This is a genomic window from Marmoricola sp. URHA0025 HA25, assembly GCF_054059435.1.
Genome location: NZ_JBSSCD010000001.1, coordinates 3,036,632 through 3,062,222, shown reverse-complemented (window position 1 = coordinate 3,062,222; position 25,591 = coordinate 3,036,632). Strand labels below are relative to the sequence as shown.

General features: G+C 71.5%; 26 protein-coding genes. 18 read left to right on the top strand and 8 right to left on the bottom strand.

Translation table 11 applies throughout. From position 1 onward, the window contains the following. Nucleotide 1: 1 nt before the first annotated feature. Nucleotides 2-379, top strand: a complete 378-nt coding sequence (locus ACVW00_RS15100; protein ID WP_457111719.1) for a hypothetical protein — start codon at nt 2-4, stop codon at nt 377-379. Here the strand turns inward: ACVW00_RS15100 and fadD1 are convergent. Genes fadD1 through ACVW00_RS15080 form a run of 4 tightly spaced genes read right to left on the bottom strand, consistent with a single transcriptional unit; the run spans nt 343 to nt 4,793 of the window. Next, complete coding sequence (fadD1, locus tag ACVW00_RS15095) at nt 343-1,941, bottom strand: fatty-acid--CoA ligase FadD1 (protein WP_457111718.1); 1,599 nt, start codon at nt 1,939-1,941, stop codon at nt 343-345. The two genes, ACVW00_RS15100 and fadD1, sit on opposite strands and share 37 nt — an antisense overlap. Next, complete coding sequence (locus tag ACVW00_RS15090) at nt 1,934-2,842, bottom strand: alpha/beta hydrolase (RefSeq protein WP_457111717.1); 909 nt, start codon at nt 2,840-2,842, stop codon at nt 1,934-1,936. The genes fadD1 and ACVW00_RS15090 overlap by 8 nt, the downstream gene beginning before the upstream one ends. After that, the gene (locus tag ACVW00_RS15085) at nt 2,839-3,483 is read right to left on the bottom strand and encodes a TetR/AcrR family transcriptional regulator (protein ID WP_457111716.1); all 645 of its coding nucleotides are present in this window, start codon (nt 3,481-3,483) and stop codon (nt 2,839-2,841) included. The genes ACVW00_RS15090 and ACVW00_RS15085 overlap by 4 nt, the downstream gene beginning before the upstream one ends. Continuing rightward, a complete protein-coding gene (locus ACVW00_RS15080; RefSeq protein ID WP_457111715.1) occupies nt 3,480-4,793 on the bottom strand; it encodes a flavin-containing monooxygenase in 1,314 nt (437 codons plus the stop codon). The genes ACVW00_RS15085 and ACVW00_RS15080 overlap by 4 nt, the downstream gene beginning before the upstream one ends. Before the next feature lie 106 nt (nt 4,794-4,899). Here ACVW00_RS15080 and ACVW00_RS15075 point away from each other — a divergent pair, with 106 nt between their 5' ends. From ACVW00_RS15075 to ACVW00_RS15040, 8 genes are all read left to right on the top strand, one after another. After that, nucleotides 4,900-5,637 (top strand): SDR family NAD(P)-dependent oxidoreductase, encoded by a 738-nt coding sequence (locus ACVW00_RS15075; RefSeq protein ID WP_457111714.1) that lies wholly within the window; start codon nt 4,900-4,902, stop codon nt 5,635-5,637. Further along, nucleotides 5,634-6,476: an SDR family NAD(P)-dependent oxidoreductase gene (locus ACVW00_RS15070; RefSeq protein ID WP_457111713.1), complete on the top strand. Its 843-nt coding sequence runs from the start codon at nt 5,634-5,636 to the stop codon at nt 6,474-6,476. Before ACVW00_RS15075 ends, ACVW00_RS15070 begins: the two co-directional genes overlap by 4 nt. A 167-nt stretch (nt 6,477-6,643) precedes the next feature. Continuing rightward, complete coding sequence (locus ACVW00_RS15065; RefSeq protein ID WP_457111712.1) at nt 6,644-8,104, top strand: ABC transporter substrate-binding protein; 1,461 nt, start codon at nt 6,644-6,646, stop codon at nt 8,102-8,104. Nucleotides 8,105-8,107: 3 nt separating this feature from the next. Continuing rightward, nucleotides 8,108-10,102: an ABC transporter permease gene (locus tag ACVW00_RS15060; RefSeq protein ID WP_457111711.1), complete on the top strand. Its 1,995-nt coding sequence runs from the start codon at nt 8,108-8,110 to the stop codon at nt 10,100-10,102. After that, entirely contained in the window at nt 10,083-10,886 is an 804-nt protein-coding gene (locus tag ACVW00_RS15055; RefSeq protein WP_457111710.1) for an ABC transporter ATP-binding protein, read from the top strand. The genes ACVW00_RS15060 and ACVW00_RS15055 overlap by 20 nt, the downstream gene beginning before the upstream one ends. Next, the gene (locus tag ACVW00_RS15050) at nt 10,883-11,590 is read left to right on the top strand and encodes an ABC transporter ATP-binding protein (protein WP_457111709.1); all 708 of its coding nucleotides are present in this window, start codon (nt 10,883-10,885) and stop codon (nt 11,588-11,590) included. The genes ACVW00_RS15055 and ACVW00_RS15050 overlap by 4 nt, the downstream gene beginning before the upstream one ends. Next, entirely contained in the window at nt 11,587-13,263 is a 1,677-nt protein-coding gene (locus ACVW00_RS15045; protein ID WP_457111708.1) for a choice-of-anchor P family protein, read from the top strand. Before ACVW00_RS15050 ends, ACVW00_RS15045 begins: the two co-directional genes overlap by 4 nt. Nucleotides 13,264-13,267: 4 nt before the next feature. Then, on the top strand, nt 13,268-13,861 hold the full coding sequence (locus ACVW00_RS15040) for a hypothetical protein (protein WP_457111707.1): 594 nt from the start codon (nt 13,268-13,270) through the stop codon (nt 13,859-13,861). A 23-nt stretch (nt 13,862-13,884) separates the two neighbouring features. Here ACVW00_RS15040 and ACVW00_RS15035 read toward each other — a convergent pair whose 3' ends face one another. Next, a complete protein-coding gene (locus ACVW00_RS15035; RefSeq protein ID WP_457111706.1) occupies nt 13,885-14,223 on the bottom strand; it encodes a hypothetical protein in 339 nt (112 codons plus the stop codon). Between the two features lie 119 nt (nt 14,224-14,342). Next, nucleotides 14,343-14,720: a hypothetical protein gene (locus ACVW00_RS15030; RefSeq protein ID WP_457111705.1), complete on the bottom strand. Its 378-nt coding sequence runs from the start codon at nt 14,718-14,720 to the stop codon at nt 14,343-14,345. A 195-nt stretch (nt 14,721-14,915) separates the two neighbouring features. Here ACVW00_RS15030 and ACVW00_RS15025 point away from each other — a divergent pair, with 195 nt between their 5' ends. Genes ACVW00_RS15025 through ACVW00_RS14985 form a run of 9 tightly spaced genes read left to right on the top strand, consistent with a single transcriptional unit; the run spans nt 14,916 to nt 23,784 of the window. Then, complete coding sequence (locus tag ACVW00_RS15025) at nt 14,916-15,953, top strand: alpha/beta hydrolase (protein ID WP_457111704.1); 1,038 nt, start codon at nt 14,916-14,918, stop codon at nt 15,951-15,953. 21 nt (nt 15,954-15,974) lie between these two features. Next, entirely contained in the window at nt 15,975-16,652 is a 678-nt protein-coding gene (locus ACVW00_RS15020; RefSeq protein ID WP_457111703.1) for a response regulator transcription factor, read from the top strand. Continuing rightward, on the top strand, nt 16,649-18,004 hold the full coding sequence (locus ACVW00_RS15015) for a HAMP domain-containing sensor histidine kinase (RefSeq protein WP_457111702.1): 1,356 nt from the start codon (nt 16,649-16,651) through the stop codon (nt 18,002-18,004). Before ACVW00_RS15020 ends, ACVW00_RS15015 begins: the two co-directional genes overlap by 4 nt. Nucleotides 18,005-18,054: 50 nt before the next feature. Continuing rightward, complete coding sequence (locus ACVW00_RS15010; RefSeq protein ID WP_457111701.1) at nt 18,055-19,581, top strand: glycosyltransferase family 39 protein; 1,527 nt, start codon at nt 18,055-18,057, stop codon at nt 19,579-19,581. Then, the gene (locus tag ACVW00_RS15005; protein ID WP_457111700.1) at nt 19,578-20,735 is read left to right on the top strand and encodes a glycosyltransferase; all 1,158 of its coding nucleotides are present in this window, start codon (nt 19,578-19,580) and stop codon (nt 20,733-20,735) included. Before ACVW00_RS15010 ends, ACVW00_RS15005 begins: the two co-directional genes overlap by 4 nt. Before the next feature lie 40 nt (nt 20,736-20,775). Further along, nucleotides 20,776-21,729 (top strand): glucosyl-3-phosphoglycerate synthase, encoded by a 954-nt coding sequence (locus tag ACVW00_RS15000; RefSeq protein ID WP_457111699.1) that lies wholly within the window; start codon nt 20,776-20,778, stop codon nt 21,727-21,729. Further along, nucleotides 21,726-22,589, top strand: a complete 864-nt coding sequence (gene folP, locus ACVW00_RS14995; RefSeq protein WP_457111698.1) for a dihydropteroate synthase — start codon at nt 21,726-21,728, stop codon at nt 22,587-22,589. Before ACVW00_RS15000 ends, folP begins: the two co-directional genes overlap by 4 nt. After that, nucleotides 22,586-23,098: a hypothetical protein gene (locus tag ACVW00_RS14990; RefSeq protein WP_457111697.1), complete on the top strand. Its 513-nt coding sequence runs from the start codon at nt 22,586-22,588 to the stop codon at nt 23,096-23,098. The genes folP and ACVW00_RS14990 overlap by 4 nt, the downstream gene beginning before the upstream one ends. Nucleotides 23,099-23,103: 5 nt before the next feature. Continuing rightward, on the top strand, nt 23,104-23,784 hold the full coding sequence (locus ACVW00_RS14985; RefSeq protein WP_457111696.1) for a dihydrofolate reductase family protein: 681 nt from the start codon (nt 23,104-23,106) through the stop codon (nt 23,782-23,784). On the opposite strand, the gene ACVW00_RS14980 is transcribed toward ACVW00_RS14985, so the two are convergent. Together ACVW00_RS14980 and ACVW00_RS14975 are read right to left on the bottom strand one after the other, a co-directional pair. Continuing rightward, nucleotides 23,781-24,692, bottom strand: coding sequence for an MBL fold metallo-hydrolase (locus ACVW00_RS14980; RefSeq protein ID WP_457111695.1), 912 nt, complete (start codon nt 24,690-24,692; stop codon nt 23,781-23,783). The genes ACVW00_RS14985 and ACVW00_RS14980 overlap by 4 nt on opposite strands. Beyond that, nucleotides 24,689-25,507 carry an adenylate/guanylate cyclase domain-containing protein gene (locus ACVW00_RS14975; protein WP_457111694.1) on the bottom strand — a complete coding sequence of 273 codons (819 nt, stop codon included), beginning with the start codon at nt 25,505-25,507 and terminating at the stop codon, nt 24,689-24,691. Before ACVW00_RS14975 ends, ACVW00_RS14980 begins: the two co-directional genes overlap by 4 nt. Nucleotides 25,508-25,591 lie beyond the last annotated feature (84 nt).

The following is a 25,591-nucleotide window of genomic DNA, read 5'->3' as shown; positions in this document are numbered from 1 at the left end:
CGTGTCAACTCGATGGATCGGCGCCCTGGCAGTCGTGGTGTCCGCGGCAGTCCACCTGTACCTGTGGTTCGACGGCGTCAAGGACCAGGGCACGGTGGGCGCGCTCTTCGTCGTCAACGTCTTCGCCGGCGTGGCGATCGCCGTCCTGCTGGTGCGCTGGAAGCACTGGATCCCGCTGTTCCTGCTCGCCGGCTTCGGTGCCACCACCCTGGCCTGCTTCCTCATCGCAGTGAACGGCAGCCTGTTCGGCATCCACACCGGCTGGAGCTGGTACGCCTGGGTGGCGGCCGTTGCCGAGATCGGCGCGGTGCTCTGCGCGGCCGTCGCTGCGGCCCACGAGGGCTACCTCGCGCGGTCGAGGACGCCTTCGCCGGTGTAGCTGCGGGTGCGCTCACCGCGGGTCCAGAGCCGGTCGGTCGTGTCGAGCCCCTGACGGACCAGCTCACGCTTGAGGACCTTGTTCGTGGCGGTGCTGGGCAGGCTCGCGGCGATCCGCACGTAGCGCGGCCACGCCTTCGGCGAGAGGTCGGGCTGCTCTCCGAGGAAGCGCTCGAGCTCGTCGGGACCGAGCGCCGCGTCGTCACGGAGGACGAGCGCAGCCATCAGCTGGTCACCCACGTCCGGGTCGGGTACGCCGTACACGACGGCCTGGCTGACTGCGGGGTGCCGCAGCAGGATCGACTCGATCGGCGCCGCGGCGAGGTTCTCCCCGTCGACGCGGAGCCAGTCGGCGGTGCGCCCGGCGAGGTAGACGAATCCGGCCTCGTCGCGGTAGCCGAGGTCGCCCGACCAGAACATCCCGCCGGCCATCCGCTCGGCGGTCGCCGCGTCGTCGTTGTAGTAGCCGCCGAAGAAGCCGGCGCCCTGGGTGTTGACCAGCTCGCCGACTGCCTCGTCGAGGTTCGTGACCCTCCCGCGGTCGTCGATGACCGCCCGCGGGCACTCGGCGCGGGTCTCGCGGTCGTACACGGCGACGCCGTCCCACGGCACGCCGATCGAGCCGCGGGGAGTGTCCTCGGTGCGGGTGATGATGATCGCGGTCTCGGTCGACCCGAACGCGTCGGTGACGTGGCAGTCGAAGCGCCGGGCGAACTCCTCGATGTCGCGCTCGGACGCCTCGTTGCCGAAGGCGTGCCGCAAGGGGTTGTCCGCGTCGTCCGGACGCGGCTCGGTGGCGAGCACGTAGGCGAGCGGCTTGCCGACGTAGTTCAGGTACGTCGCGCCGAAGGCCCGGATGTCGGTGAGGAAGCGGCTCGCGCTGAACCGCCTGGCGAGCGCAAGTGTCGCCCCGGCGCAGAGGGCCGGGGCGACACCGGCGAGCACGGCGTTCGAGTGGAACAGCGGCATCGCCGCGTAGCAGACGTCCTCGTCGGTCAGCGCGAAGCGCTCGACGAGGTTTGCGCCGGACAGCACCACCATGAAGTGGGCGACCTTGACCGCCTTCGGGTCGCCGCTGGTGCCCGAGGTGAAGATCAGCATGAACGTGTCCATCGCCTCGACCGCGCGGAAGCCGTCCGCACTCCGGGGCTGGCCGGCGAGCCGTTCGGCCCACTCGGGCGAGTCGGTGTCGATCACGCTCGCACCGCCGAGGTCCAGCCCGTCGAGGAGCGGCAGGTGCTCGGCGTCGGTGAGCAGCACCTGGCAGTCGGCCCGGCGTACGTCGGCCGCGAGACCCTCACCGCGCCGGGTCGTGTTGATCCCGGCGGTCACGTGGCCGCCTACGGCCCCGGCCATGAGCGCCATCACCATCTCGGGGGTGTTCTCCATCAGCACGCCGACGTGCAGGGGCCTGCGTGCGTCGGCCATCGCGGCGAGCGCGTGGGCGCGGGCCGCGCTCTCCTGGACCAGCTCGTGCCAGGTCCAGCGGCGGTCCTCGAACGCGAGGCCGGGCCGGTCGGAGCCGGCGAGGGCGAGGAGCGCCTGCTGGACCGTGTCAGCCACGGGTCACCTTGCGGACGAGGAACCGGGTGGCATGGTCCACCGCCGACTGGTGCCACGCCTTGCCGGGGAAGAGGTCGAAGTGGTCGCAGGGGTAGTGGCGGACCTCGGCTCGTGCGCGGAACGCCGCCTTCGCGGCCGCCTGCGGGGGTGCGCTCAGGTCGAAGTCGGCGATCTGCACGAGCACGGGGCAGCGGAGGTCCGCGGCGTCCTTGTGGGGCTGCCGGCTCCCCAGCTCGAGGGTGACGTCGGCGGCGATCTCGTTGCGCCAGGTCGGTCCGGCGATCGCGAGGTAGTCGTCGTAGGCACCCGCGAGGGTGAACGCACCCACCTCGCCCGGCTGGGCGACGATCGGCATCAGCCGTGGTCCGCGACCGCCGAGGCGGCCGACGCGGCTGCGGACGCCGAGGACGGTCGACCGGGCGATCTGGCGCGCCGGATAGCTCGCGAAGGCGTGCCGGGCGGCTGCGAGCCCGTCGACCAGCGGTACGGCGGACACGACTGCGGCGACGTCGTCACGGCCCGCCGCTGCCGAGAGCACGTGCCCGCCTGCGAGCGAGATGCCCCAGAGCACCAGCCGCTGCGGGTCGACCCCCGGCAGGGCCGCGGCCGCCCGCATCGCAGCCCGGTAGTCGTCGACCTGGCCGGCCAATGAGACCAGCTGGCGCGGCGTACCGGCACTGGTGCCGAAGCCCCGGTAGTCGAAGATGAAGGCGTCCATCCCGGCGGCGGCGAACGCCTCCGCGAACGGCAGCAGGCCGGAGTCCTTCGTGCCGCCGAGCCCGTGGGCCATCACGACCACCGGGCGGCCCGCCGCGGTCGCGAGGTCGTCGCCGGCAGCCGGGAGGTGCCAGGCCTCGCAGGGCGTGCCGTGCGAGTCGAAGGTGATGGTCTCCGGAGTCATGCGTCGCTCCTGTGCGGGTCGGTCCCGTAGATCGCACTCACCCAGATGTGCGTGAGTGCCTCGATGTGCCGGTCGCGCCTCGGGCTCGCGCCGAGCGAGTGCCGCTCGAGCGCGTGGTCGTTGAGGTCGAGCAGCACCTTGGCGAGCGCGTCCTCGTCCGGTCCTGACATCGCCCGCCCCGCCGCGCGCTCGGTGCCGATCATCCCGGCGATGACGCCGGCGAAGTCGGCGCGCCCGGAGTCCCACATGTCGCGGACGGCCGGGCTGGACGCGCGCGCCTCCAGGAGCGCGCGGTAGGTGTGCGCCGCGCTGTCGACGGACTCGAAGAGCATCGTGATCGCCCGCCGGACCCGGTCCTCGGGTTCACCCTCGGCCTTCACCAGCAGCTCGTTGGCGTCCGCCGCGGCGTCGTACAGCCCCTGCATCAGCGCCAGCACCGCGACTGCCTTGCTCTCGAAGTAGAAGTAGAACGCCGACCGGGTGACGCCGGCGCGCCGGGAGATCTCGGCGACGTTGACCTCCTCCAGCGTCTGCTCGCGGAGCAGCTCCTCGAGGGCGGCGAGCAGCGCGTCGCGGCGGGCGTCGCCGCGGTTGGAGGCACGCCGGTCGACGAGCCGGTTCCACGCCCCGGTGTCGCTCACGACGCTCGCACGCGTCCGGCCGGGATCTCCCGGGCGCGCAGGTCGTGCTCGTAGAGGAAGTAGTCGACCTGCTGCGTGTGCCGCGGAGTGTCGAGCATGTGGCCCAGGTAGAGCTTCTCGTCGGCGGTGATCGCTGCCTCCATCGCGTCGATGTCCGGCAGTGCGTAGTGCCCGGTCAGGTACGCCGCGACCAGGCGGGTCTGGCTCTCCACGAACGGGAACAGCGTCGGCACCGCCTGGGCGAAGCCGACGAACGCGAGGTCGTCGACGCCCGGCTTGAAGATCCGCTTGAAGAGCCGGATGTGGTTGCCCGGCGCGCTGATGAAGCCGGGGTCGAAGAACGGGAAGGTGATGTTGTAGCCGGTCGCGTGGATGATCACGTCGACCTCGGTGCTGGTGCCGTCCTCGAAGTGGACGGTCCTGCCGTCCAGCAAGGTGACGTTCGGCTTCGCGACCACGTCGCCGGACCCGAGCCGCAGCGGAAGCTCGACCGACTGGGTCGGGTGCGCCTCGAAGAACCCGTGGTTGGGCTTGGGCAGGCCGTACTCCTCGGGCCGGCCGGCCGTGAACGGCTGGAGAGCGGCGGCGGCCTTGCGCTGCCAGGACAGCGGGATGTAGGGCGAGGTCCGGAAGAACTTGTCGGCGGGCTTGCCGGCGAAGTACTTCGGCACGATCCAGGCGCCCGACCGGGTCGAGAGGGTGACCTCGTTGTCCAGGGCCTTGCTCGACAGCTCGACCGTGATGTCCGCGGCGCTGTTGCCCAGTCCCACCACGAGGATCCGGGTGCCGGTGAGGTCGAGGGGCGTGCGCGGGTCGATGTAGTGGTGCGAGTGCATCGTGGTCCCGGTGAACTCGCCCGGGAAGTCCGGGTGCCGGGGGTCCCAGTGGTGGCCGTTGGCGACCACCAGGAAGTCGAATTGCCGCGTCGAGCCGTCCTGGAGGGCCAGCTCCCAGCCGCCTCCCGAGAACCGCTCGGCGTGCTGGACGCCGTTCTCGAACTCGATCCGGGACTTCAGGTCGAAGGCCTCGGCGTACCCCTCGAGGTAGGCCTTGATCTGGGTGTGGTGCGGGAAGTCCGGGTAGTCCTCGGGCATCGGGTAGTCCCGGAACGACAGCTGGTACTTCGAGGTGTCGATGTGCAGCGACCGGTAGGCGCTGCTGTGTCCGTTGGGGTTGCCGAACGCCCAGTTGCCGCCGATCCGGTCGGAGGCCTCGAAGCAGGTGTACGGCACGCCGTAGTCGCCGAGCATCTTGGCGGTCGTCAGGCCGCTGATGCCGGCTCCGATGATCGCGGTGGTGGGTGCGGCCACGGGTGCTCCTCGGACGGGCGGGTCTTGACGGGCGCGGGGACTGGCGTCACCGTAGGCCTCGTATTTGACGTGTGTCAATCAGTCTCGACGAGTGTCAGGAGCCCGGATGGCGGAGCAGCGAGTCGTGGTCGTGGTCGGAGCGGCGTCCGGGATCGGCGAGGCCACGGCGGCCGTGCTGGAGCAGGCGGGCACCACGGTCGTGGCCGCGGACCTCGCCGCACGGGACGGGATCGCCGGCGTCGACGTGACCGACGAGGACTCGGTGGCAGCGCTGTTCGACGGCGTCGTCGAGCGGTACGGCGGCTTCCACGGTGCGGTCAACTGCGCCGGAGTGAGCACGCTCGGTGCGATCACCGAGCACGACGCGGGCGAGTTCCGAAGGGTCGTCGACGTCTGCCTCACCGGCGCCTTCCTGGTGCTCAAGCACGCCGGCCGTCGCGTGGCCGACGGCGGCTCGCTGGTCTCGCTGACCTCGCTCAACGCCCGCCAGCCCGGCACCGGCCTGGCTGCCTACTGCGCCGCGAAGGCCGGCCTGGTCTCGCTGACCGAGGTCGCGGCGCTCGAGCTGGCGCCTCGCAGGGTGCGCGTCAACGCGGTCGCCCCGGGGCTGGTCGTGACCCCGCTGACGGCTCCCGCGATGGACATCGCCGGCATCCGGGAGAGCTACCTGGAGAACACGCCGCTCGGACGCAGCGGCGAGCCCGCGGAGATCGGTGGGGTGATCCGGTTCCTGCTCTCCGACGACGCCGCCTGGATCACCGGCGAGACCGTGGAGGTCAACGGCGGCGCCCACCTGCAGCGCTACCCCGACCTCCTGGGGCTCGTCAGCAAGGCGTTCGGATGAGCACCCGGAAGGCCGACCACGTCTCCGGCCGTTTCTCCGGCCGGACCGCCGTCGTGACCGGCGCCGGCGGTGGCGTCGGGGGCGCGCTCTCCCGCGCACTGGTCGCGGCCGGGGCGACCGTGGTCTGCGCGGATCTCGACCCCGCCGCGGCGGAGCGGACCGCGGCCTCCGTCGCGGGACCCGGTACGGCCCGAGCGGCCCGCCTCGACGTCACGGACGCCGCGGCCGTGCAGGCGCTGGTGGACGAGGTGGTCGAGGAGCAGGGGCGGCTCGACCTGATCTTCAACAACGCCGGCATCACGCTGCTCGGTGAGACCCAGGACCTCACGCTCGCCCACTGGAACACGATCATCGACGTGAACCTCCGCGGTGTCGTGCACGGTGTCGTCGCGGCGTACCCGCAGATGATCCGCCAGGGCGGCGGGCACATCGTGAACACCGCCTCGATGGGCGGCCTGATGGCGGCCGGGCTGCTCACCAGCTACGTCACCACCAAGCACGCGGTCGTCGGGTTGTCGCTCGCACTGCGCTCCGAGGCCGCGGCGTACGGCGTCGGCGTGACCGTGATCTGCCCGGCAGCGGTCGAGACACCGATGCTCGACCAGGGCGAGATCGGCCGGATCAAGGGACGCGACTTCTACCTCAAGGGACAGGGAATCCGCCGGCCGCTGGAGCCGGACCGGCTCGCGGGCCAGGTGCTGGCGGGCGTTGCCGCCGGCAAGGCGATGGTGGTCACCCCGCGGCAGGCGCGGGTCGCGTGGCGGGTCGGGCGGTATGCACCCGGCCTCACCCTCCGGATGGCGACCCGGTTCGTGGAGCGACAACGGGCGGGGACCTGACCAGCGTGTCGCCCACAGCCGCGCCGGCCGGCCCGCGGTGAGGCTGCGCCGGCGTGGACCGAATCTAGAACTTGTTACAACTTTGAGTGTAACCTCCGCCACATCCGCCCGTTATGTGATGTGGGTCCCGCTTGCCGGGGTCACAAACCGGAGTCAGGAGCTCGGCTGTGCGCAGCAAGTTGGTCGCCGTGTGCCTCGTCGCGATGGCACTCCTTCTCACCGCCGCCTGCGGCGGCTCCCAGGTGAGCCCCAAGGTCGCCCTCAAGGCCAACCAGGACATCCTGGGCCAAGGGGCCGCCGCCGGCCCGGGAACGACCGGCACGACGGGGGACACCGCGACCGGTGACACCGGCACGCCCAGCGACACCGCCACGACCGGCGCGGGCACGACCGGGACCGGGACCACCGGCACGGCCGGCACGACAGGCACCGCGGGGACCGGCGGCAAGCCCGGAAAGGGTCACACTGCTGCAGCCGGCCCGGTCGGGGTGAAGGTCGGGTCCTGCGACGGCTTCAAGAACCAGACCGGCATCACCGACAAGACCATCACGATCGGCAACTCCTCCGACATCAGTGGCCCCGTGCCCGGTCTCTTCACTGGCGCGCAGCAGGCCACCAAGGCGTATGTCGCCTACTTCAACGCGACCACGAGCATCTGCGGCCGGAAGCTCAACCTCGTCACCTACGACTCGCGGACCGACGCCGGCGCCGACCAGCAGGGCTACCAGAAGATCTGCGAGAGCAGCTTCGCCGGCGTCGGCTCGATGTCGGCCTTCGACTCCGGGGGTGCCGCGACGGCGCAGGCCTGTGGGCTGCCCGACATCCGCACCGCCTCGGTGACCGGAGCCCGCAACGACTGCACCACCTGCTTCGGCGTGCAGTCGACCGGGAAGGGCGAGTACCAGAACGAGGTCTACGACTACTGGATCCGCACGCACAAGGATGCGACCCAGAAGGCAGCGTTCCTCTACCTCAACGCCGGCGCCGCTGCCGAGAACGCCAAGACCCAGATCGCGGTCGGCACCAAGCGCGGGATGAACTGGGTCTACACCGCGCCGATCGACGTGGCGGCGTTCGACTACGGGTCCTACGTCCAGCAGATGAAGAGCAAGGGCGTCCAGTTCGTGCAGTTCCTCGGCGCCTACCAGCAGTCCGCGCGCCTCGCGAAGGCGATGCAGTCGGCCGGCTTCAAGCCCGAGGTGCTGATGTACGACCCCTCGGTGTACGAGCCCGGCTTCCTGACCCAGGGCGGTAGCGCAGTCGAGGGTGCGAACTTCTTCGTGAACTTCACGCCTCTCAACGAGAGCCAGCCCGAGCTGAACCTCTACAAGAAGTGGCTCCAGCAGGTGGCTCCGGGCGCGCAGCCGACCTTCTTCGGGCTGTTCGCCTGGTCCGCGACGAAGCTCTTCGTGGAGAAGTCCCTGGAGCTGGGCGGCAAGCTCACTCGCCCCTCGCTGGTCGCTGCCATCAAGTCGGTCGACGGCTGGACCGGCGGTGGCGCGCACTCGCCGATGTCGGTCGGGTCGAAGCACCCGCCGGTGTGCGTGCGCTGGATGCAGGTCAGGGGCGGCGCCTTCGTGCCCGCCGGTGACTCCAAGTACACCTGCGGCGGATACACGGCGGGCTGACGCGTGAGCGAGTTCATCTCCTACACGCTGATCGGTGTCTTCACCGGTGCGGCGTACGCGATCGCGGCCAGCGGGCTGGTGCTGACCTACAGCACCACCCGGGTGTTCAACATCGCCCACGGTGCGGTCGGGATGTTCTTCGCCTTCGTCTACTGGGACTTCAGCCAGAAGCAGGGCATGCCGGCCTGGCTGGCCCTGATCGTCGTCCTCCTCCTGGTCGCGCCCGCCTTCGGCGTGTTCGTGCAGCGGGTGCTGGTCCGCGACCTCGGCAACGCCCCGGTGGGCGTGTCCCTGGTCGTCACGGTCGGAATCCTGATCGGGCTGATCGGGGCCGCAACGCAGATCTGGCCGGCGGAAGGTCGCCAGGTGCCGCAGTTCTTCGACGGACACCTGATCAAGATCGGCAGCGACGTCGTGATCACGTGGCACGAGGTGATCACGGTGGTGCTCTCCGCCCTCGTGGCGTTCGGCCTCTTCGTGCTGCTCACCCGGACCAGGATCGGGACCGCGATGCGCGCCAGCGTCGACAACCCCGACCTCCTCCGCCTCTACGGCGGGCGGCCCCAGCTCGTCGCGGCGCTCGCCTGGGCGGTCGGCACGTCGCTGGCGGCGCTGGCCGGCATCCTGCTCACTCCGGTGATCGGGCTGCAGTACTACGACCTGACGCTGCTCGTCATCTCGGCGTACGCCGCGGCGATGCTCGGCAAGCTGACCAGCCTGCCGATGACCTATGTCGGCGCGATGGCGCTCGGGCTCGCCCAGTCCTACGTCGTGGGCTACCTGCAGTACATCCCCTTCGGGAACGACATCACTGGACTCCCCGCGGTGATCCCGACGGTCTTCCTCGTCGTCGTCCTGGTGCTGCTTCCCCAGGCACCGCTGCGGATCGGTCAGGTCAAGGGACTCGTGTCGGCGCCGGTGCCGGGCTTCGGGAAGGCCGGCGTCTGGGGCGGAGCACTCGTGCTGCTCTCGATGGCACTGGCCTTCGGGCTGGCCGACTCCGACCTGCTGCTGGTCGGCACCGCGGCGACGTACGGCATCGTGATGCTCTCGCTGGTGCTGCTGACCGGCTATGGCGGGCACGTGTCTCTCGCCCAGTTCACCTTCGCGGGCGTCGGTGCCGTCGCCTACTCGCGGCTCGACCAGCCCAACCTGTTCGGTCTGCTGCTCGCCACGCTCATCGCTGCCGCCGTCGGCGCGATCGTCGCCATCCCAGTGCTGCGGCTCACCGGTCTGTACCTGGCGCTGGCGACACTGGCGTTCGCGCAGCTGATGGACAAGCTGGTCTTCCAGACCTCGATCGCCTACAACATCGGCAACCCGCTCTCCGCCGAGCGGCTCTCCGTCCTGGGGCTGAAGTTCTCCGGCACGGGGGAGTACACCGTGCTGATGACCGTCTTCCTGGTGCTGATCGCCGTGGCCGTGATCGCGGTGCGGCGCGGCCGGCTCGGCCGGATGCTCGTCGCGGCGCGTGACAGCCAGGCCGCCTGCGGCACCCTCGGCCTGGACCTGCGGTGGATGCGGATCGGGCTGTTCGCCGCGTCGGCGGGCATCGCCGGGCTCGGTGGGGCGCTGTACGCCGGCTTGCGCGGCACCACCGTCTCGGCGGACTTCATGTACTTCCAGAGCCTGCTGCTGCTCGCGATGGCGGTCATCTGGGGCGTCACGTCGGTGACCGGCGCCGTCCTCGGCGGCGTGTTCATGATGTACCTGCCGGTGGCCCAGTCCGACCACCCGTCGATCGCGGGCCTGCTGTTCGTGCTCCTCGGCGTCGGCGCCGTGATCGTCGGGCGCGACCCCAACGGCCTGGCCAACAAGCTGTTCGGGTTCAACGCCTGGGTGATCGAACGGCTCTACCCGATGCTCGCCGAGCGGTATCCGGGGATGGCGCTCAGGGTGCGCGGCGACGACCCCGACGCCGTGTCGGCCTCCGGCTCGATCGCCGAGCTCGACGACCGGGGCCAGGAGGTGGAGCGCGATGTCGCTGTTGCACGTTGACGACGTCGTCGTCCGGTTCGGTGGCGTGACCGCCGTCAACCACGCGAGCTTCGAGGTCGAGCCCGGCAGCGTGACCGGGCTGATCGGGCCCAACGGCGCCGGCAAGACCACCTGCTTCAACGTGATCACGGGGCTCCAGGCGCCGACCTCGGGTCGGGTCAGCCTCGACGGTCACGACATCACCCGGATGCCGGTGCACCGCCGCGCACGACGTGGCATCGGACGCACGTTCCAGCGCCTCGAGGCGTTCGGTTCTCTGACGGTGTGGGACAACGTCCGCACCGCCCTGGACATCCACGACGGGCTGGGTGGGCTGTTCCGCAGCGTCGACGGGTCCGCCGAGCGTGACGTCGAGGAGCTGCTGGTCCGCGTGGGGATCGCCGAGTACGCCGACGAGCGTGCCGACTCGGTGCCGACCGGTGTCGCCAGGCTGCTCGAGCTGGCCCGCGCGCTGGCGTGCGACCCCCGGCTGCTGCTGCTCGACGAGCCGTCCTCCGGGCTCGACGAGGCGGAGACCGAGGCCTTCGGCCGGCTGCTGGTCGAGCTCGCCGGCGAGGGATGCACGGTGCTGATGGTCGAGCACGACATGGACCTGGTGATGACGGTGTGCGACACCATCCACGTGCTCGACTTCGGCTCGATCATCGCGCAGGGCACACCGGCCCAGATCCGCAAGGACCCGGTGGTCCAGCGGGCGTACCTCGGCTTCGCCGAGGACCCGCACGAGACCGGCGGCGCCCATGCAGCCACGGACGTCGAGGAGACCAAGGTGCTGCTGCCATGACTGTCCCGATCCTGGATGTCATCGACCTGCACGCGGCCTACGGCCGCATCGAGGTGCTGCGTGGGGTGAACCTGCGGGTGCCGAAGGGCGCGGTGGTCGCGCTGCTCGGTCCCAATGGTGCCGGCAAGTCCACGCTGCTCAAGGTGGTCAGCGGGCAGATGCAGCAGACCTCGGGCGACATCCACATGGCCGGCGTCCACGTGACGAACGCCAAGCCCGACGACCTCGCCCAGATGGGGCTGACCACGATCCCCGAGGGTCGCAGCGTCTTCCCGAACCTGACCGTCGAGGAGAACCTCCTCCTGATGTCGTACGCCGGGGTCAGGGCCGACCAGGTCTTCGAGACGGCGTACGCCTACTTCCCCCGGCTCCACGAGCGCCGCTACCAGCTGGCCGGCACGCTGTCGGGCGGCGAGCAGCAGATGCTCGCACTGGCCCGGGCGCTGACCTCCGACCCGGCGCTGCTCCTCCTCGACGAGCTGTCCATGGGCCTGGCGCCGCTGATCGTCGAGGAGCTCTACGACACCGTCGGACGGATCGCCGCCAGCGGCGTCTCGATCCTGGTCGTCGAGCAGTTCGCCCAGACCGCACTGAGGATCGCCGACCACGCCGCGGTGATGACCGGTGGCCGCATCGTCGCGACCGGCGAGCCGAACGAGATCGAGGCGATCATGGCCGACATCGTCCTGGGAGGTGCGGCATGACCGAGTCGGGTTGCCGAGCGTGTCGAGACAGCGAGCAGACGCTCTACGACAAGACCGTCGCGCGGCGGCTCCGGGCGGCGGGCCGGTCCCGTGGCCGGCGCTCGACCCGCGTCGCCGCGGCGGTCGCCGCCCTCGGCCTGGTGGCCGCGTCCGGTTCCGCCGCGCTGGTGCCGGCGCAGGCGATCGCTCCGGCCGCGGCGTACGGCGGGTTCAGCGTCACCGCCACGGCGTCCCCGCTGAAGCTCGAGGTCTTCGAGCCGGCGATCCCGATCCCGACCGAGCCGCAGTTCGAGATGGACTTCTCCTACACCCGCGTTCTCGGCGACTCGGGGCCGGCCACGACAGCGCGCGCGTCGGCGATGTGGCCAGGCCCGGCGATCGGCGAGGGCCTCAAGACGTTCGGCGAGCAGCTCGGCCTGCCCGGTGCCCTCACCGACAACGGCTATCCCGTCCAGGTGAACTCCGGCTTCCCGGGCGACACCACGCAGGCCGCCTCGGAGCCGTTCCCGGGCATGGTCCAGCGGGTCAACGCCGGCGAGAAGCGCACGACCGCCAAGGCCGGCTACACCGGCTCCGGCGACCTGCCCGAGGGCGACCCGGGAGACGGCAGCACCACCGCCGCACCGAGCCTCCTGGACTCGCTGACCAAGGGCGACCTCGGCGCGCTCGGCAGCATCCTGACCGGCAGCACCACCGGCAACGCCGACAACCCGGTCCCGACCAACCCGATGGGTGCGCTCAGCCTGCTGGTCGACTTCGACGGGATGACGAGCGTCTCGAGCGCCGACTACGACGGCGACAAGGTCGTCTCGACCGCGACCAGCCGGATCGGCGAGCTGCGCCTGCTGGGCGGGCTGGTCAAGCTGACCGGCATCAACGTCGTGACCCGGGTCGCCAGCACGCTGGACGGCGGAGCGAAGACCAGCCAGACCGTCGACGTCGGCGGGATGACGATCGCCGGCCAGAAGTTCTCCTACGGCCCCGCCGGCTTCACCGCGGCCGGCTCGACCACGCCGGTGCCGGGTCTCCCGACGACGCTGACGGACCTGCTCAAGATGTTCGGGCTCCAGATCGAGGTGCCCGCGCCCGTGGTCACCACTGACGGTGCTTCCGGCTCGGTCGACGCCGAGGCTCTGCGGATCACCCTGGACACCCACTGGCTGCGCGACAAGCTGCCGCAGCTGCCGCTGGACGACCTGGTCTCCCAGCTCCCCGACCTGCAGCAGGCCAACGTCCTCAAGGGCCTGATCCTGTCCCTGAACACGCTCGCCCCGAAGCTGGTGCTGCACCTGGGCTCGGCGGAGGCCAAGGCCACCACGGTGCCCGACATCGACTTCGGCAGCGACACGTCGGCACCGACCGGCACGGACACGTCGACCGGCGCGGGGACGCCGGGCACGGCAGGCACCCCAGGCACCGCCGGGGCTCCGGTGACCGGCGAGGTGCCGCCGGCGGCGACACCTGCGGCGGTCACGACGCCGGTGCAGCAGGTCGCGGCCGTGCACGGCCTGCCGCCGCTCGGCAGCATCCCCATGCTGCTCACCTTGGTCGGCCTCGCCCTGGCCGGCGGGGTGGGCTGGTACCTGCGCCAGGCAGGCGTGCTCCTGTTCGGCGGCGCGGCCGCCTGCGCCCACGGCCTCAAGGCCGGCATCCCAGACCTGAGGAAGGTGTGAGTCGATGACAACCCAAACCCAGGGGCTGGCCCAGCCAGTGCCGCCGCTCCCGTCCACTGCTGCCCCCGCGCCGCACGTGATGCCGCGCGCGGGCAGCCGCGACGGGGTGGCGCCGCTGCGGAGCAACCCTGCCCAGCTGCTGCACCTCGTGCTGTTCGTCGCCGGCGCCGTGCTGCTGCCGGCCGGCCTGGTCGTGATCGGCCTGGGCTGGTACGGCGTCGCGCACACGCCGTACGTCTACAACCAGAACGCCTACATCGTGTCCGGCGGCCTGCTCGGGCTCGGGATCACGTTCGTGGGCGGGTTCCTCTACTTCGGGTCGTGGCTCGCGCGAGTGGCAGCGGACCAGAAGGAGTCACAGCGCCAGCTCTCCGACACGCTGCTGCTCCTCGCCGACGCCGTGTCCCAGAACAGCGCGATGGCCTCGGGAGCGCGGCCCGCCGCGCGCCCGCGTGACGCCGGCTCGGTCCTCGTGGTCGCCGGCAACGGCACCACCGTGCACCGCGCCGACTGCGACCTCGTCGCCGGGCGGGACGACCTCCGCCCGGCCGGGGCCGACGCTCCGAACCTCACCCGCTGCCGGCTGTGCCAGAAGTAGGAGCACCCGAGAGGATCCACCGATCAGGCCTCGTCCGTGAACCGCACCTCGGTCCGGCCGGTCGAGCTGATCACCGAGCGCACCAGGGTGCGCTGGCGGTCGACGCCGTCCGGGCACCCGACCAGCACGTGCTGGTGGGTGTGGTGGGGATCGACGCTCGCGGTGAAGCCGGCGAGCTCGAGCGCGGCCAGGATCTGCACCGGGTCCTGCCCGGTCGGGACGGCGTACTCCAGGGTCGGTGTTGCCGGGTCGTGCAGCTGGCGGTCGACACGGTCACGTTCGATCGACTGGTCGCGCAGCAGGTAGAGCACCAGCGCGCCGAGCGCCACCAGCGAGACCAGGATCAGCATCCAGAAGGCCATCGCTCCTCCTCGTGGTCGTGACGCGCCTCGCGCTCGTCACGACGAGCGAAGCACGCCGCGAACCGGCGAGGGAGGAGGCTTTCGGCCCCTGTCGGAGGGACCCGCGACCGTCGTCGGGCTCAGGCCTCGTCGGAGAAGCGGACCCCGAGATCCAGACGTGCGCCCTCCTGCTGCGTGGAGCGGTTGGCGGACTCGATGATCGACCGCACGTCTCCCCGCTGGTGCTCCACGCCCTCAGGGCACTCGATCAGCACTCGCTGGCCCGACGGTGCCGGATCGGTGGCCGCGGTGAAGCCCGCCTTGTGGAGCGCGGCGATGACCACCGCGGGGTCCTGACCGGTCGGGACGAGGTACTCGAGCGTCGCGGTCCGGTCCGAGAGCAGCGCGTCCTGCACCTCCTTGTGCCTGCGCAAGGATCCGCCGAGGCGGCCGGTGGCCACTGCCAGCACCACTCCGGCAACGATCACGACGGCGAGGAGGGCGAATGCGTAGTACATCGGCTGCCTCTCTGTGTGTTCCGACTCTGCGCGGGTACCCGGCCCGCGTCGCGCGCATGCGCACCACCCACCCGGGTATCCCATGGGTCGAGCAGCGAACGTGTCGACTCGTTCATCGCGGGGAATCCGTCTCCGTCCCGGGGCGTTCCCCTTGTAGGTTGCGGCCTGGCCGCGCCCGATCCGGAAAGGTGACCGATGAGCACGTCGGAGGCACGCTCACGACTGTCCGTCGTGGTCTCGCCAGAGGCCGAGCGGGCGATCGAGAGGCGCGCGGAGCCGACCATGTTCGGGGGTGGCAGCCGTAGGTCGGCGCTGCTGTCGGCGGCGTTGCGCAACACCGTCCGGCCGTTCATCTCGGTGTGGTCGCGGGTGCCGCTGCTGCCCTGGCCGTACTTCGTCGTGGACTACGCGGGCCTGTTGCTCAAGCCGGTGCCCGGTACGACGTACGAGCGACTGAGCCTGCCGCGGTGCAAGGCGGAGGTGCTGCGCACCCCGCAGACCGAGGACCGGGTCGTGATCTACCTGCACGGCGGTGCGTTCGTCGTCGGTGGCCGGTTCCTGCACCGCAGCCTGATGTCGCGGATCGCCGACGGCACGCGTTCGGCACTGATCGCGGTCGGCTACCGCCAGCTGCCGCACCATCCGGTCAGCGCTTCCGTCGCCGATGCCCTCGACGCCTACCGGCACGTTCTCGACTCGGGTGTGCCGGCGTCGAAGGTGATGATCATGGGCGACTCGGCCGGTGGCTACCTCACCTTCCAGGTCGCGCTCGCCGCGCAGGAGGCGGGCCTGCCGTTGCCGGCGGGACTCGTGGCGATGTCGCCGTTGATCGACTTCGACGGCACCACCAAGCTCGAGGCGGCATCGGCCGCCGAGTGTGCGGTCTTCCCGCCGAACTGCTTCGACGGGCTGTCCCGGGTGGTCCTGCGCGCTGCCCGCCGGGCCGGCGAGGAGCACGCTCTTCCCGACGCGCCGTCACGCGCGCAGCTGCGCGGACTCCCGCCGTCGCTCATCCAGGTGAGCTCGGCCGAGATCGTCCATCCCGACGCCGAGTCGATGGCCGCGGCACTGGTCACGGCCGGTGTGGACTGCGAGCTGCAGGTGTGGGACCACCAGGTGCACGTCTTCCAGGCGGCGGCCGGCTTCCTCCCCGAGGCCGACCAGGCACTGGAGGAGATCAGCGCCTTCGCAGACCGGGTCGTCCCGGACGGTCCCTGGGCTCTGGAGGCCTAGCAACCTGCCAGACTCGAGGACATGCGGATCCTGGTCGTCGAGGACGAGAAGCGGCTCGCCGCCTCGTTGCGCACCGGGCTCGAGGCGGAGGGGTTCGCCGTCGACACGGCGTACGACGGCCAGGAGGGCCTCTGGTACGCCCGCGAGCACGACTACGACGCGATCCTGCTCGACATCATGCTGCCGGAGCTCAACGGCTACCGGGTGTGCGAGACGCTGCGCGCGGAGCAGAACTGGACCCCGATCCTCATGCTCACCGCGAAGGACGGCGACTGGGACCAGATCGAGGCCCTCGACACGGGTGCGGACGACTACGTCACCAAGCCGTTCTCGTTCCAGGTGCTGCTCGCCCGGCTCCGGTCGTTGCTGCGCCGCGGCGGACCCGAGCGACCGACGAGGCTCGTGGTCGGAGACCTCGAGCTCGATCCCGCCACCCACCGGGTGACGCGCGCCGGCACCGAGCTCTCGCTGACGAGCCGCGAGCTCTCGCTGCTCGAGTTCCTGATGCGGCGCCCGGGCCAGGTGCTGACCAAGAGGGACATCCTCGCGCACGTCTGGGACTACGCGTTCGAGGGCGACCCCAACATCGTCGAGGTGTACGTCGGGCGGCTGCGCCGCAAGGTCGACCGCCCGTTCGGCCGCAGCGACATCCAGACGCTGCGCGGCAGCGGCTACCGGCTCGCGGCATCGGACTCGTGAGGGCGGCGGCCGTGCTGGAGCGGATGCAGTCCTCGGTGCGACTCCGGGTGACCGTGGTCGCGTCGGTCTTCGTGCTGCTGGTGACGGCCGTCGGCTCGGTGGTGATCGTCGCGATGATCTCGCACTCGATCAGCCACAGCCTCATCGAGTCAGCGCGCGTGGACGCGGCCGCGATCCACGCACAGCTGCGCAGCGGAGTGACGCCCGCCGAGGCGGCGACCACCGGACGCAACGACGTGGTCCTGCAGCTGCTAGACGCGCACGGGAACGTTGTCGCGAGCGACCGTCCCGAGCGGCTCAAGGTGCCGCTGCGCACGAGTCCTGGAGTGACCGAGTCGGCCACGGTGCCGGGCCTCCACGACTCGTTCACGATCGTCGCCAGGTCCTCGACCGGCACCGGCGACGTCGCGCTGATCATCGTCGGCCGGTCGACCGAGCAGCGTGACGAGACCAGGGCCGAGGCCGCGGGTGTCCTCGCCGTCACGGTCCCGCTGGTCGCCCTCGTGCTCGCGCTCGTCGTCTGGCTCAGCGTCGGTCGTGCCCTCAAGCCGGTGGAGGTGATGCGCGAGGAGACCGCGGCGATCACCTCGGCGCACGCGCGCCGCCGCCTCGCCGTCCCGCCGGGGGGCGACGAGATCCCGAGGCTCGCGCGGACGCTCAACGAGATGCTCGACCGGATGGACGAGGGACAGCGACTTCAGCGGCAGTTCGTCTCCGACGCGTCCCACGAGCTGCGATCACCCCTCGCCGTGATCCGCCAGTCCGCCGAGGTGGCCCGGATGCACCCCGACCAGGTGCGGATCGCCTCGCTCGCCGACGACGTGCTCGCCGAGAGCGGGCGGCTCGAGCAGCTGGTCAGCGCGCTCCTGCTGCTTGCCCGCCTCGAGGCCGCCGAGGACGTCGCGAGCGAGGTGGTCGACCTCGACGACGTCGTGCTCACCGAGATCGGACGCGCCCGCGAGCTGTCGGCGACCCACATCGATGCGCACGGCGTGGGTGCCGGACGGACGTCCGGCAGTGTCGTGCTGCTCGGCCAGGTGGTTCGCAACCTGCTCGACAACGCCCGCCGGCACGCGCGCTCGACCGTCACGGTCGCGCTCGCCGAGCACGACGACGTCGTCGAGCTCCGCATCTCCGACGACGGCTCGGGCATCGCGGCCGACGACCGCGGCCGGGTGTTCGAGCGGTTCGTGCGCCTCGACGAGGCGCGGGCCCGGGACGCGGGTGGCAGTGGCCTCGGCCTGGCCATCGTCCGCAAGATCGTCGAGACCTGCGGCGGCTCGATCGAGGTCACCGAGTCCGATGCCGGCGGCGCGCTCTTCATCCTGCGGCTGCCCAGGGTTGCCGACTGAGACGACACCCGTTCAGGGTCGGTTCAGCATGACCGCGGCACGCTGGACACATGAGCGTGGATCAGGCCCTCGGGCGCGTCGGTCGGCGCCTCCGGGTGGCCGGCTCGCCCGTCGTGGTGGCCGCAGCGCTGGTCACGGTTGCGGCGCGACTGCCGCTCGCCGGCCGCCCTGCGACGCCCGACGAGGGCGGCTTCCTCGTGGTCGCGTCCCAGTGGCACGTCGGCGGCTCCTCGCTCTACGGCAACTACTGGGTCGACCGGCCACCGCTGCTCATCGGCATCTTCCGGCTCGCTGACCTCGCCGGCGGCCTGGTCGCGCTGCGGGTGATCGGCGCCCTGCTCGCGGCGGTGACCGTCGTCCTGCTCGCCGACACCGCGCGGCGGGCCTTCGGGGCGTCGGCGGCGCCCTGGACGGCGGTCGCCGCTGCGGCGCTCCTCGTCTCGCCCCTGGCCGGTTCGCAGGCGGTCAACGGCGAGCTGCTCACGCTGCCGTTCCTGGCGCTGGGTCTCCGTCTCGCCGTCGAGGCCGTCATGTCGACCGACCCGCTGTCCGCGCGCGGGGCTGCCCTCGGGACCGGCGTCGCGGCAGTCCTCGCGCTCCTGGTCAAGCAGAACATGGCCGACGTCGTGGTCTTCGCGCTGGTCTGCTGGCTGGTCGCCTGGCGGACCGGGCGGGTGACCGGTCGCACCTGCCTCGACCTGTTCGCGCTCGCTGCCGTCGGTGGCGGCCTGGGCTACGCCGTCGTGATGCTCTGGGCGATGGCGCACGGCACGTCGCCGCTGGGCGTGTACGAGGCGACGTACCCCTTCCGGCTGCATGCCGGCAAGGTCCTGCTCGCGACGGCGAGCGACCGCACCGGCATGCGGCTCAACCGTCTCGGCGCGTCCGCCGTGCTCAGTGGCGCCGTGCCGCTGCTGCTCGGCTTCGCGGCGCTCGGGCTGCGTGCCAGGCCGCGCGCGATCGTGTGGGCGATCGCCGTCGCCGCCGCGTTCGCCGCGGCCTCGATCATCTCGGGCGGCAGCTACTGGGTGCACTACCTCGTGCAGGCCATTCCGGTGGTCGCGCTGGGGACCGGCGCGCTGGCATCGGTACGCCGACCCGCGACCCGACTGGGCACGCCCGTCCTCGTGTCCGCCACGGTCCTCTCGGCGGTGGTGTCGCTGGTCGCGGTGGTGCTCCACGAGCAGCCTGCGCCCGGAGCCGTGGTCGCCCGTTCGCTGTCGACTGCGCTGCGGCCCGGCGACACGATGCTCTCGACCTTCGGCGACGGCGACATCGTCGAGGAGACCGGGATGTCCTCGCCGTACCCGTACCTGTGGAGCCTGCCTTCCCGCACGCTCGACCCGGAGCTGACCCTGCTGCGTGGAATCCTCGTGGGCCCGGAGGCGCCGACCTGGGTCGTCGTCCGCGGCCGCCACACGTGGAGCCTGCTCGGCGAGCGCGGCGTGCAGCCCCTGATCACCCAGCGCTACCGCCTGATGGGCAGCGTCTGCGCGCGCTACGTCTACCTGCTCCGTGGAGTCGACCGGCCTCCGCTGGGCACCGCCGGCCACTGCGGAGGGCTGATGCTGCCATGAGCGAGCAGGTCGCGGACCGGTGCGTCGTGGTCGTCCCGACCTACGACGAGGCCGACAACATCGCCCGCCTCCTGGCCGAGGTGCACAGCGCGGCGCCGTTCGCCGACGTCTTGGTCGTCGACGACGGCAGCCCGGACGGGACCGCGGCGGTGGTCGCCGCCCAGGCCGGGTTCGGCGACTGGATCCGGTTGCTCGAGCGGCCCGGCAAGAGCGGTCTCGGTGCGGCGTACCGGGCCGGCTTCGCGTGGGCGCTCGAGAACGGCTACGACCGGGTCGCCCAGATGGACGCCGACCTCTCGCACCCACCCGAGCGGGTGCCCGCGTTGTTCGCGGCACTCGACCAAGCGGACGTGGCCGTCGGCTCGCGCTACGTCGCGGGCGGCGGGGTGCGGGACTGGTCGTGGAAGCGCCGGCTGCTGTCGTGGGGTGGCAACCGCTACGTGCGGGCCGTGCTGGGCACGGGTGTCCACGACAACACGGCGGGCTTCAAGGCGTTCCGCAGCAGCGCGCTCGAGCAGATCGGCGCCCTCGACTCGTCGTCGACGGGCTACTCGTTCCAGATCGAGAACACCTGGCGCGCCAGTCAGCGCGGGCTCCGCGTCGTGGAGGTGCCGATCACCTTCACCGATCGCACCGCCGGCGCCTCGAAGATGTCGGGCGCGATCGCGATCGAGGCGCTCACCCGGGTCCTCGTGTGGCGGTACGCCGAGCTGATGTCCTTCCTGGCCGTCGGGGCGGTCGGCTACGTCGTCGACGTCGTGGCGTTCAACGTCTTCCGCTCGATGGAGCCGTTCGCGAGCGGCGACCCGGCGTACGCACGCACGCTGGCGGTGCTGCTCGCGATCGTCGTGAACTACGTCGGCAACAGCGCCTTCACCTGGCGCGACGTGCCGGCCACCGCTCGCCGGCGCGAGGTCGGGCTGTTCGGCCTGTTCAGCGTGATCGGGTACCTCTTCTCCGTGGTGACGCTGGTCGTCTCCCACGACGTGCTGGGCCTGACCAGCCGGCTGGACGACAACATCTCCGCCAACGTGGTCGGCATGGCGCTGGGCACCGTCTTCCGGTTCTGGACCTACCGGCGGTTCGTCTTCACCGGGACGCCTCCGGGTGATCCCCGTCCCGAGCGCGTCAAGGTCCCGTCAGCACCTGCCTGACCGGTGATGCCCGGATCCGGTCGCCCGATAGCCTCGGGACGTGTCCACTGCCCGTGCTCTCGACGTCGACGGATGGTTCGAGACGCACACCAGCGCGTGGCGCGACCGGACGCTCCCGGAGCTGCTCGCGGCCAAGTCCACGAGCGGCCTGACGGTCAGCCTGGTCGTGCCGGCGCGCAACGAGGCGGCCACGGTCGGCGACGTCGTGTCGCGCGTCCGGGAGGCGCTGATGGGGACGACCGACCTGCTCGACGAGATCGTCGTCATCGACTCCGACTCCACCGACGACACCTATGCCGTCGCCTCCGACGCGGGAGCCGTCGTGCACCGCTCCGCCGAGATCCGGCCCGACCTGGGCTCGGTGCCGGGCAAGGGCGAGGCGATGTGGAAGTCGCTGTTCGTCACGAAGGGCGACCTGCTCGTGTTCATGGACGCCGACCTCCTCGACTGGGACACCCACTTCGTGCCCGGCCTGCTCGGCCCGCTGCTGGTCCGGCCGGAGATCGCACTGGTGAAGGGCTTCTACGAGCGGCCGCTGGTGAGCGGGGACGACGTGTCTGCCTTCGAGGGCGGCCGGGTCACCGAGCTCGTCGCGCGGCCGCTGCTCAACCTGCTCTTCCCCGAGCTGTCGGGGCTGATCCAGCCGCTCGCCGGCGAGTGGGCGGTACGCCGGGCGCACTTCGCCTCGCTGTCGGTGCCCACCGGCTACGCCGTGGAGACGACCGCCCTCATCGACACCGCGCGCACCCTGGGCGTCGACGCGATCGCCCAGGTCGACCTCGGCCGGCGGGCACACCGGCACCAGGCACTGCGGGACCTGGGCGGGATGGCGACCCAGATCATCGCCGCGGTGCTCGACCGCGCCGGCGTCGCGCCGAGGCACGGCGACGGCAGCACCCTGCGGCAGTTCCACCCGGTCGGCGGCCGTCCTGAGCCGGTCGACCGCTTCGTCCCTGAGAGCGAGCGCCCGCCGGCCAAGGAGCTCCTCGGATGACCCTTCGGCTCGGGCGCCAGGAGTTCGCCGACGATGCCACGCTGATGATGGCGATCGTGAACCGCACGCCCGACTCGTTCTACGACAAGGGCGCGACCTGGGCCGAGGACAAGGCGTTCGACCGGGTCGCCGAGGTCGTCGACCAGGGGGCGGAGATCGTCGACATCGGTGGCATCAAGGCGGCGCCGGGGGAGTTCATCGACGAGGACGAGGAGAAGCGGCGGGTCGTCTCGTTCGTCGCGCGGGTGCGGTCGGCGTACCCGGGCCTGGTGATCTCGGTCGACACGTGGCGCGCGCCGGTGGGCCGCGCCGTCTGCGAGGCCGGGGCCGACCTGCTCAACGACGCCTGGGGCGGCGCGGATCCGGCACTCGTGGACGTCGCCGCCGAGTTCGACGCCGCGATCGTCTGCACCCACACGGGCGGCGCGACCCCGCGGACCCGGCCGTTCCGGGTCGAGTACGACGACGTGGTGGCCGCGGCGATCGCGGACACCACCGCCTACGCCGAGCGCGCCGTCGCGGCGGGGGTCGACCGCCGCAGCGTGCTGATCGACCCGGCGCACGACTTCGGCAAGAACACCTTCCACTCCCTCGAGCTCACCCGGCGACTCGACGAGATGGTCGCGACCGGCTGGCCCGTCCTGGTGTCACTGTCCAACAAGGACTTCGTCGGTGAGAGCCTCGACCTGCCCGTCGGCGAGCGGCTCACCGGGACGCTGGCGGCCACCGCGATCTCGGCGCTCGCCGGCGCTCGCGTCTACCGGGTGCACGAGGTCGTTGAGACGCGACAGGTGGTCGACATGGTCAGCACGATCGCCGGCCGGCGGCCGCCGCAGCGGGCGATCAGGGGGCTCGCATGAGCCGAGTTGTCGTCCTACCCGGTGTCCTGGCGCTCCTCGACCGATACGCCTCGGTCGACGATCCGGTTGCCGACCTGCGCACAGCGTGCCTCGAGGCGATCGGCTGGCTCGTCGAGCCCCGGGTGCCGGTCGCCGTGTACTGCGAGGCACAACACCTGCGGCTGGCCCGACAGCTGGTCGGCGGTGCCGGAGGCACTCTCCTGGGCGACACCGATGATGCGATCCTGGTCATCGGCAACGGCTCGGCGAAGCGCACCGAGAAGGCGCCGGGTCACTTCGACGAGCGCGCCGAGGGCTTCGACAAGGCAGTCGGACAGGCGCTGCGCGACGGTGACTCCGCTGCTCTGGCGAGCATCGACACCGATCTGGCGGAGGAACTCTGGGCGGACGTCGAAGCCTTCCGGTCGCTCGGCTCTGAGATCGCTCCCTCCGACGCAGAGGCTGAGGTCGACTACGACGACGCGCCCTACGGCGTGCAGTACTGGGTGGTGAGGTGGCAGTGTCGCTAGCAAGCATGCGGATCCTCCTCGACGAGAACGGTGCGACCGGTGAGGCGACCGACCTCGCGGGGCTCTACCGGCCGCCGTCACTTCCGTGGCTGCGCGTGAACATGGTGAGCACGCTGGACGGCGCCGCCAACGGCGCGTCGGGCAAGAGCGGGTCGATCAACAACGAGGCCGACAAGCGCGTCTTCCACGCGCTGCGCGACCAGGCGGACGCGATCGTCGTGGGTGCGGGCACGGCGCGCACGGAGCGCTACCGGGTGGCCGCCGTGCCGATCGTGGTCGTGTCCCACCGCGGGCTCGTCCCCGAGCAGCTGCAGGACGCTCCGCCGGGCAAGGTCCTGCTCGCCACGTGCTCCGGCTCGCTGGGCCTCGACGGAGCCCGCGACAAGCTCGGTGACGAGCACGTCATCGTGGTGGGGGAGTCGCAGGTCGACCTCGCCGCGCTGAAGGCCGCGTTGGTCGAGCGCGGGTTCCGCAACCTGCTCAGCGAGGGCGGCCCGCACCTGCTCCGCGACCTGCTCGACGCAGGGGCGGTCGACGAGCTGTGCCTGACCTGGGTGCCGCGCGCGATCGGCGGAGTGCACCCCCGCATCCTCGAGGGCGGTCCGGTGGACACGCCGATGCGGCTGGCGCTCCTGCTCGAGGAGGCGGGCACGCTGATCGGCCGCTGGCTCGTGGAGCCGAGCTAGGCCCAGGGGTCCTCGCGGCGCCACACCGTCGGGAACGACAGGGAGACAGCGTCCCGGTCGGCCAACCGAGTCAGCACCCGCATCGTCACGTCGAGGTCATCGCCTGCGAACGGCAGCGCGCGCAATGGCCGGTCCAGGGGGCGGAAGAAGTCGTCCCAATGGGTCAGCACGGCGCGGCGCGCTCCGACCCTGCGCACGGTCTCCCGCCAGTAGGTCTCGATGTACTCCTCGGACTGGAGACCGAGCTGCCCGACGCCGAGGTAGACGACCTCGGCGGACCGTCCGGCGAGCGCGCCCTCGACGTAGCCCGCGCTGCCCTGGACGAGCGCGGTTCGGCCACTCGTGTGCTCGACGAGGATCGACCATGCCTCGCCGCATCGGTAGGCGCGCGCCCTCGCCGGCGGACGGACGGGCTCGGTGATCGGGCCGGGGTAGCGGTCGGGTGGGCAGTGGTGGGATTCGACGAGGGTCGTCGTGAACGCGCCCAGCACGAGTGGCTCGCCCGGGATCGCCACGACGATGCGGTCGTCGCTGAGGCCGTGGCCCCGGCCGAGGTTCGCCGTCGACTCCCCACCGACCAGGGCCGCGCCGGTGCGCTCGGCCACGACGGGGGAGTCGAGCCCGTGGTCGAAGTGGCTGTGCACCGGCAGCACCCCGTCGAGCCGCGTGATGCCGGCGCGCGCCAGGCACGCGGTGATGCGGGCGTCGTCAGGCTCGATTCGTCCGAGCAGCACCTTCCGCATCCCGGGCCTGCTGAAGAAGCCATCGGTGAGGATCGCCGACCCGCCGTCGCTGATGAGCAGCGTGCTCACGCCGAGGAACGTCACCCCGAGGCCGTCACCCGCAGCCGGTACGTCGAACCGGTCGGCGTACGGGCCGAGGTCGGGACGCCCCGGACGCAGCCTCATCCGAGCCGTTCGGCGTGCCAGAGCTGGTGCAGGCCCTCGAAGCCCTTCAGCTCCGTCGAGCCGGCAGCGGTGAAGGAGAACTCGTCCGCGCAGGCCTCCGCCACCTCGCCGGTCACGAGCACCTCGCCACCCACGGCCTGGGCCGCCACCCTCGCCGCGAGCGCCACGTTCTGCCCGAGGTAGTCGCCGTCACGCTCGACCGCGGTGCCGGTGTGCAGGCCGATCCGCACCCTGACCGGCGTACGCCGAAGCTCGCGACTGTGGTTCCACTTCGCGCCGAACGCGCGCTGGATGTCCAGGGCCGCGCAGAGGCCCAGGCTCGGTGTCGTGAACACCACCATGTGGCCGTCGCCCTGGGTCTTCACGATCAGCCCGCGGTACTTCTCGACGTAGGTCTCCACCAGCTCGTCGTGCGCGGCGAGCACCCGCACCCAGCGCGCGTCGCCCAGGCTCGCGTTGAGGGCCGTGGAGCCCTCGATGTCGGAGAACATCACCGTCACGGTCCCGTCGTCGCCCGCGATCCGGCCGATCGCCGAGCGCTGCTCCGCGGCCCATCGGGTGAAGTCCTCGAGCGAGGCCACGACCATCCGCCCGACGCCCTGGTCGCGCACGCGCGTCGCGGCCTCGACCATCTTGCCGACGACGCGGCCCGCGGTCTGCACCGCCCGCGGACTCCGGGTCTCCTGCAGCTGCGCCTCGACCGTCTGCTGGAGCCGGCCGGCCTCGTCGCGCACGTCCCGCAGCAACCGGAGCGCCACGACCAGTGCGGCGAGGCACACCGCGAGTGCGCCGCCCAGGATCCACGCCACCAGCACCCGGCCACTGTGACACAGGCGACTGACCGGTCGGTCCTGCACGTGAGATAGTGAGAACCTGTTCTAGTTCTGACAGGGGTTTGA

What these genes read in the sequence shown, in the direction of transcription:
- ACVW00_RS15055 (WP_457111710.1), top strand. Translation starts at nt 10,083, where the DNA reads ATGTCGCTGTTGCACGTTGACGACGTCGTCGTCCGGTTCGGTGGCGTG.
- ACVW00_RS15005 (WP_457111700.1), top strand. Translation starts at nt 19,578, where the DNA reads ATGAGCGAGCAGGTCGCGGACCGGTGCGTCGTGGTCGTCCCGACCTAC.
- ACVW00_RS15070 (WP_457111713.1), top strand. Translation starts at nt 5,634, where the DNA reads ATGAGCACCCGGAAGGCCGACCACGTCTCCGGCCGTTTCTCCGGCCGG.
- ACVW00_RS15045 (WP_457111708.1), top strand. Translation starts at nt 11,587, where the DNA reads ATGACCGAGTCGGGTTGCCGAGCGTGTCGAGACAGCGAGCAGACGCTC.
- ACVW00_RS14985 (WP_457111696.1), top strand. Translation starts at nt 23,104, where the DNA reads ATGCGGATCCTCCTCGACGAGAACGGTGCGACCGGTGAGGCGACCGAC.
- ACVW00_RS15025 (WP_457111704.1), top strand. Translation starts at nt 14,916, where the DNA reads ATGAGCACGTCGGAGGCACGCTCACGACTGTCCGTCGTGGTCTCGCCA.
- ACVW00_RS15030 (WP_457111705.1), bottom strand. Translation starts at nt 14,720, where the DNA reads ATGTACTACGCATTCGCCCTCCTCGCCGTCGTGATCGTTGCCGGAGTG.
- ACVW00_RS15035 (WP_457111706.1), bottom strand. Translation starts at nt 14,223, where the DNA reads ATGGCCTTCTGGATGCTGATCCTGGTCTCGCTGGTGGCGCTCGGCGCG.
- ACVW00_RS15020 (WP_457111703.1), top strand. Translation starts at nt 15,975, where the DNA reads ATGCGGATCCTGGTCGTCGAGGACGAGAAGCGGCTCGCCGCCTCGTTG.
- ACVW00_RS15010 (WP_457111701.1), top strand. Translation starts at nt 18,055, where the DNA reads ATGAGCGTGGATCAGGCCCTCGGGCGCGTCGGTCGGCGCCTCCGGGTG.
- ACVW00_RS15090 (WP_457111717.1), bottom strand. Translation starts at nt 2,842, where the DNA reads ATGACTCCGGAGACCATCACCTTCGACTCGCACGGCACGCCCTGCGAG.
- ACVW00_RS14980 (WP_457111695.1), bottom strand. Translation starts at nt 24,692, where the DNA reads ATGAGGCTGCGTCCGGGGCGTCCCGACCTCGGCCCGTACGCCGACCGG.
- ACVW00_RS15075 (WP_457111714.1), top strand. Translation starts at nt 4,900, where the DNA reads ATGGCGGAGCAGCGAGTCGTGGTCGTGGTCGGAGCGGCGTCCGGGATC.
- ACVW00_RS14990 (WP_457111697.1), top strand. Translation starts at nt 22,586, where the DNA reads ATGAGCCGAGTTGTCGTCCTACCCGGTGTCCTGGCGCTCCTCGACCGA.
- folP (WP_457111698.1), top strand. Translation starts at nt 21,726, where the DNA reads ATGACCCTTCGGCTCGGGCGCCAGGAGTTCGCCGACGATGCCACGCTG.
- ACVW00_RS15050 (WP_457111709.1), top strand. Translation starts at nt 10,883, where the DNA reads ATGACTGTCCCGATCCTGGATGTCATCGACCTGCACGCGGCCTACGGC.
- ACVW00_RS15040 (WP_457111707.1), top strand. Translation starts at nt 13,268, where the DNA reads ATGACAACCCAAACCCAGGGGCTGGCCCAGCCAGTGCCGCCGCTCCCG.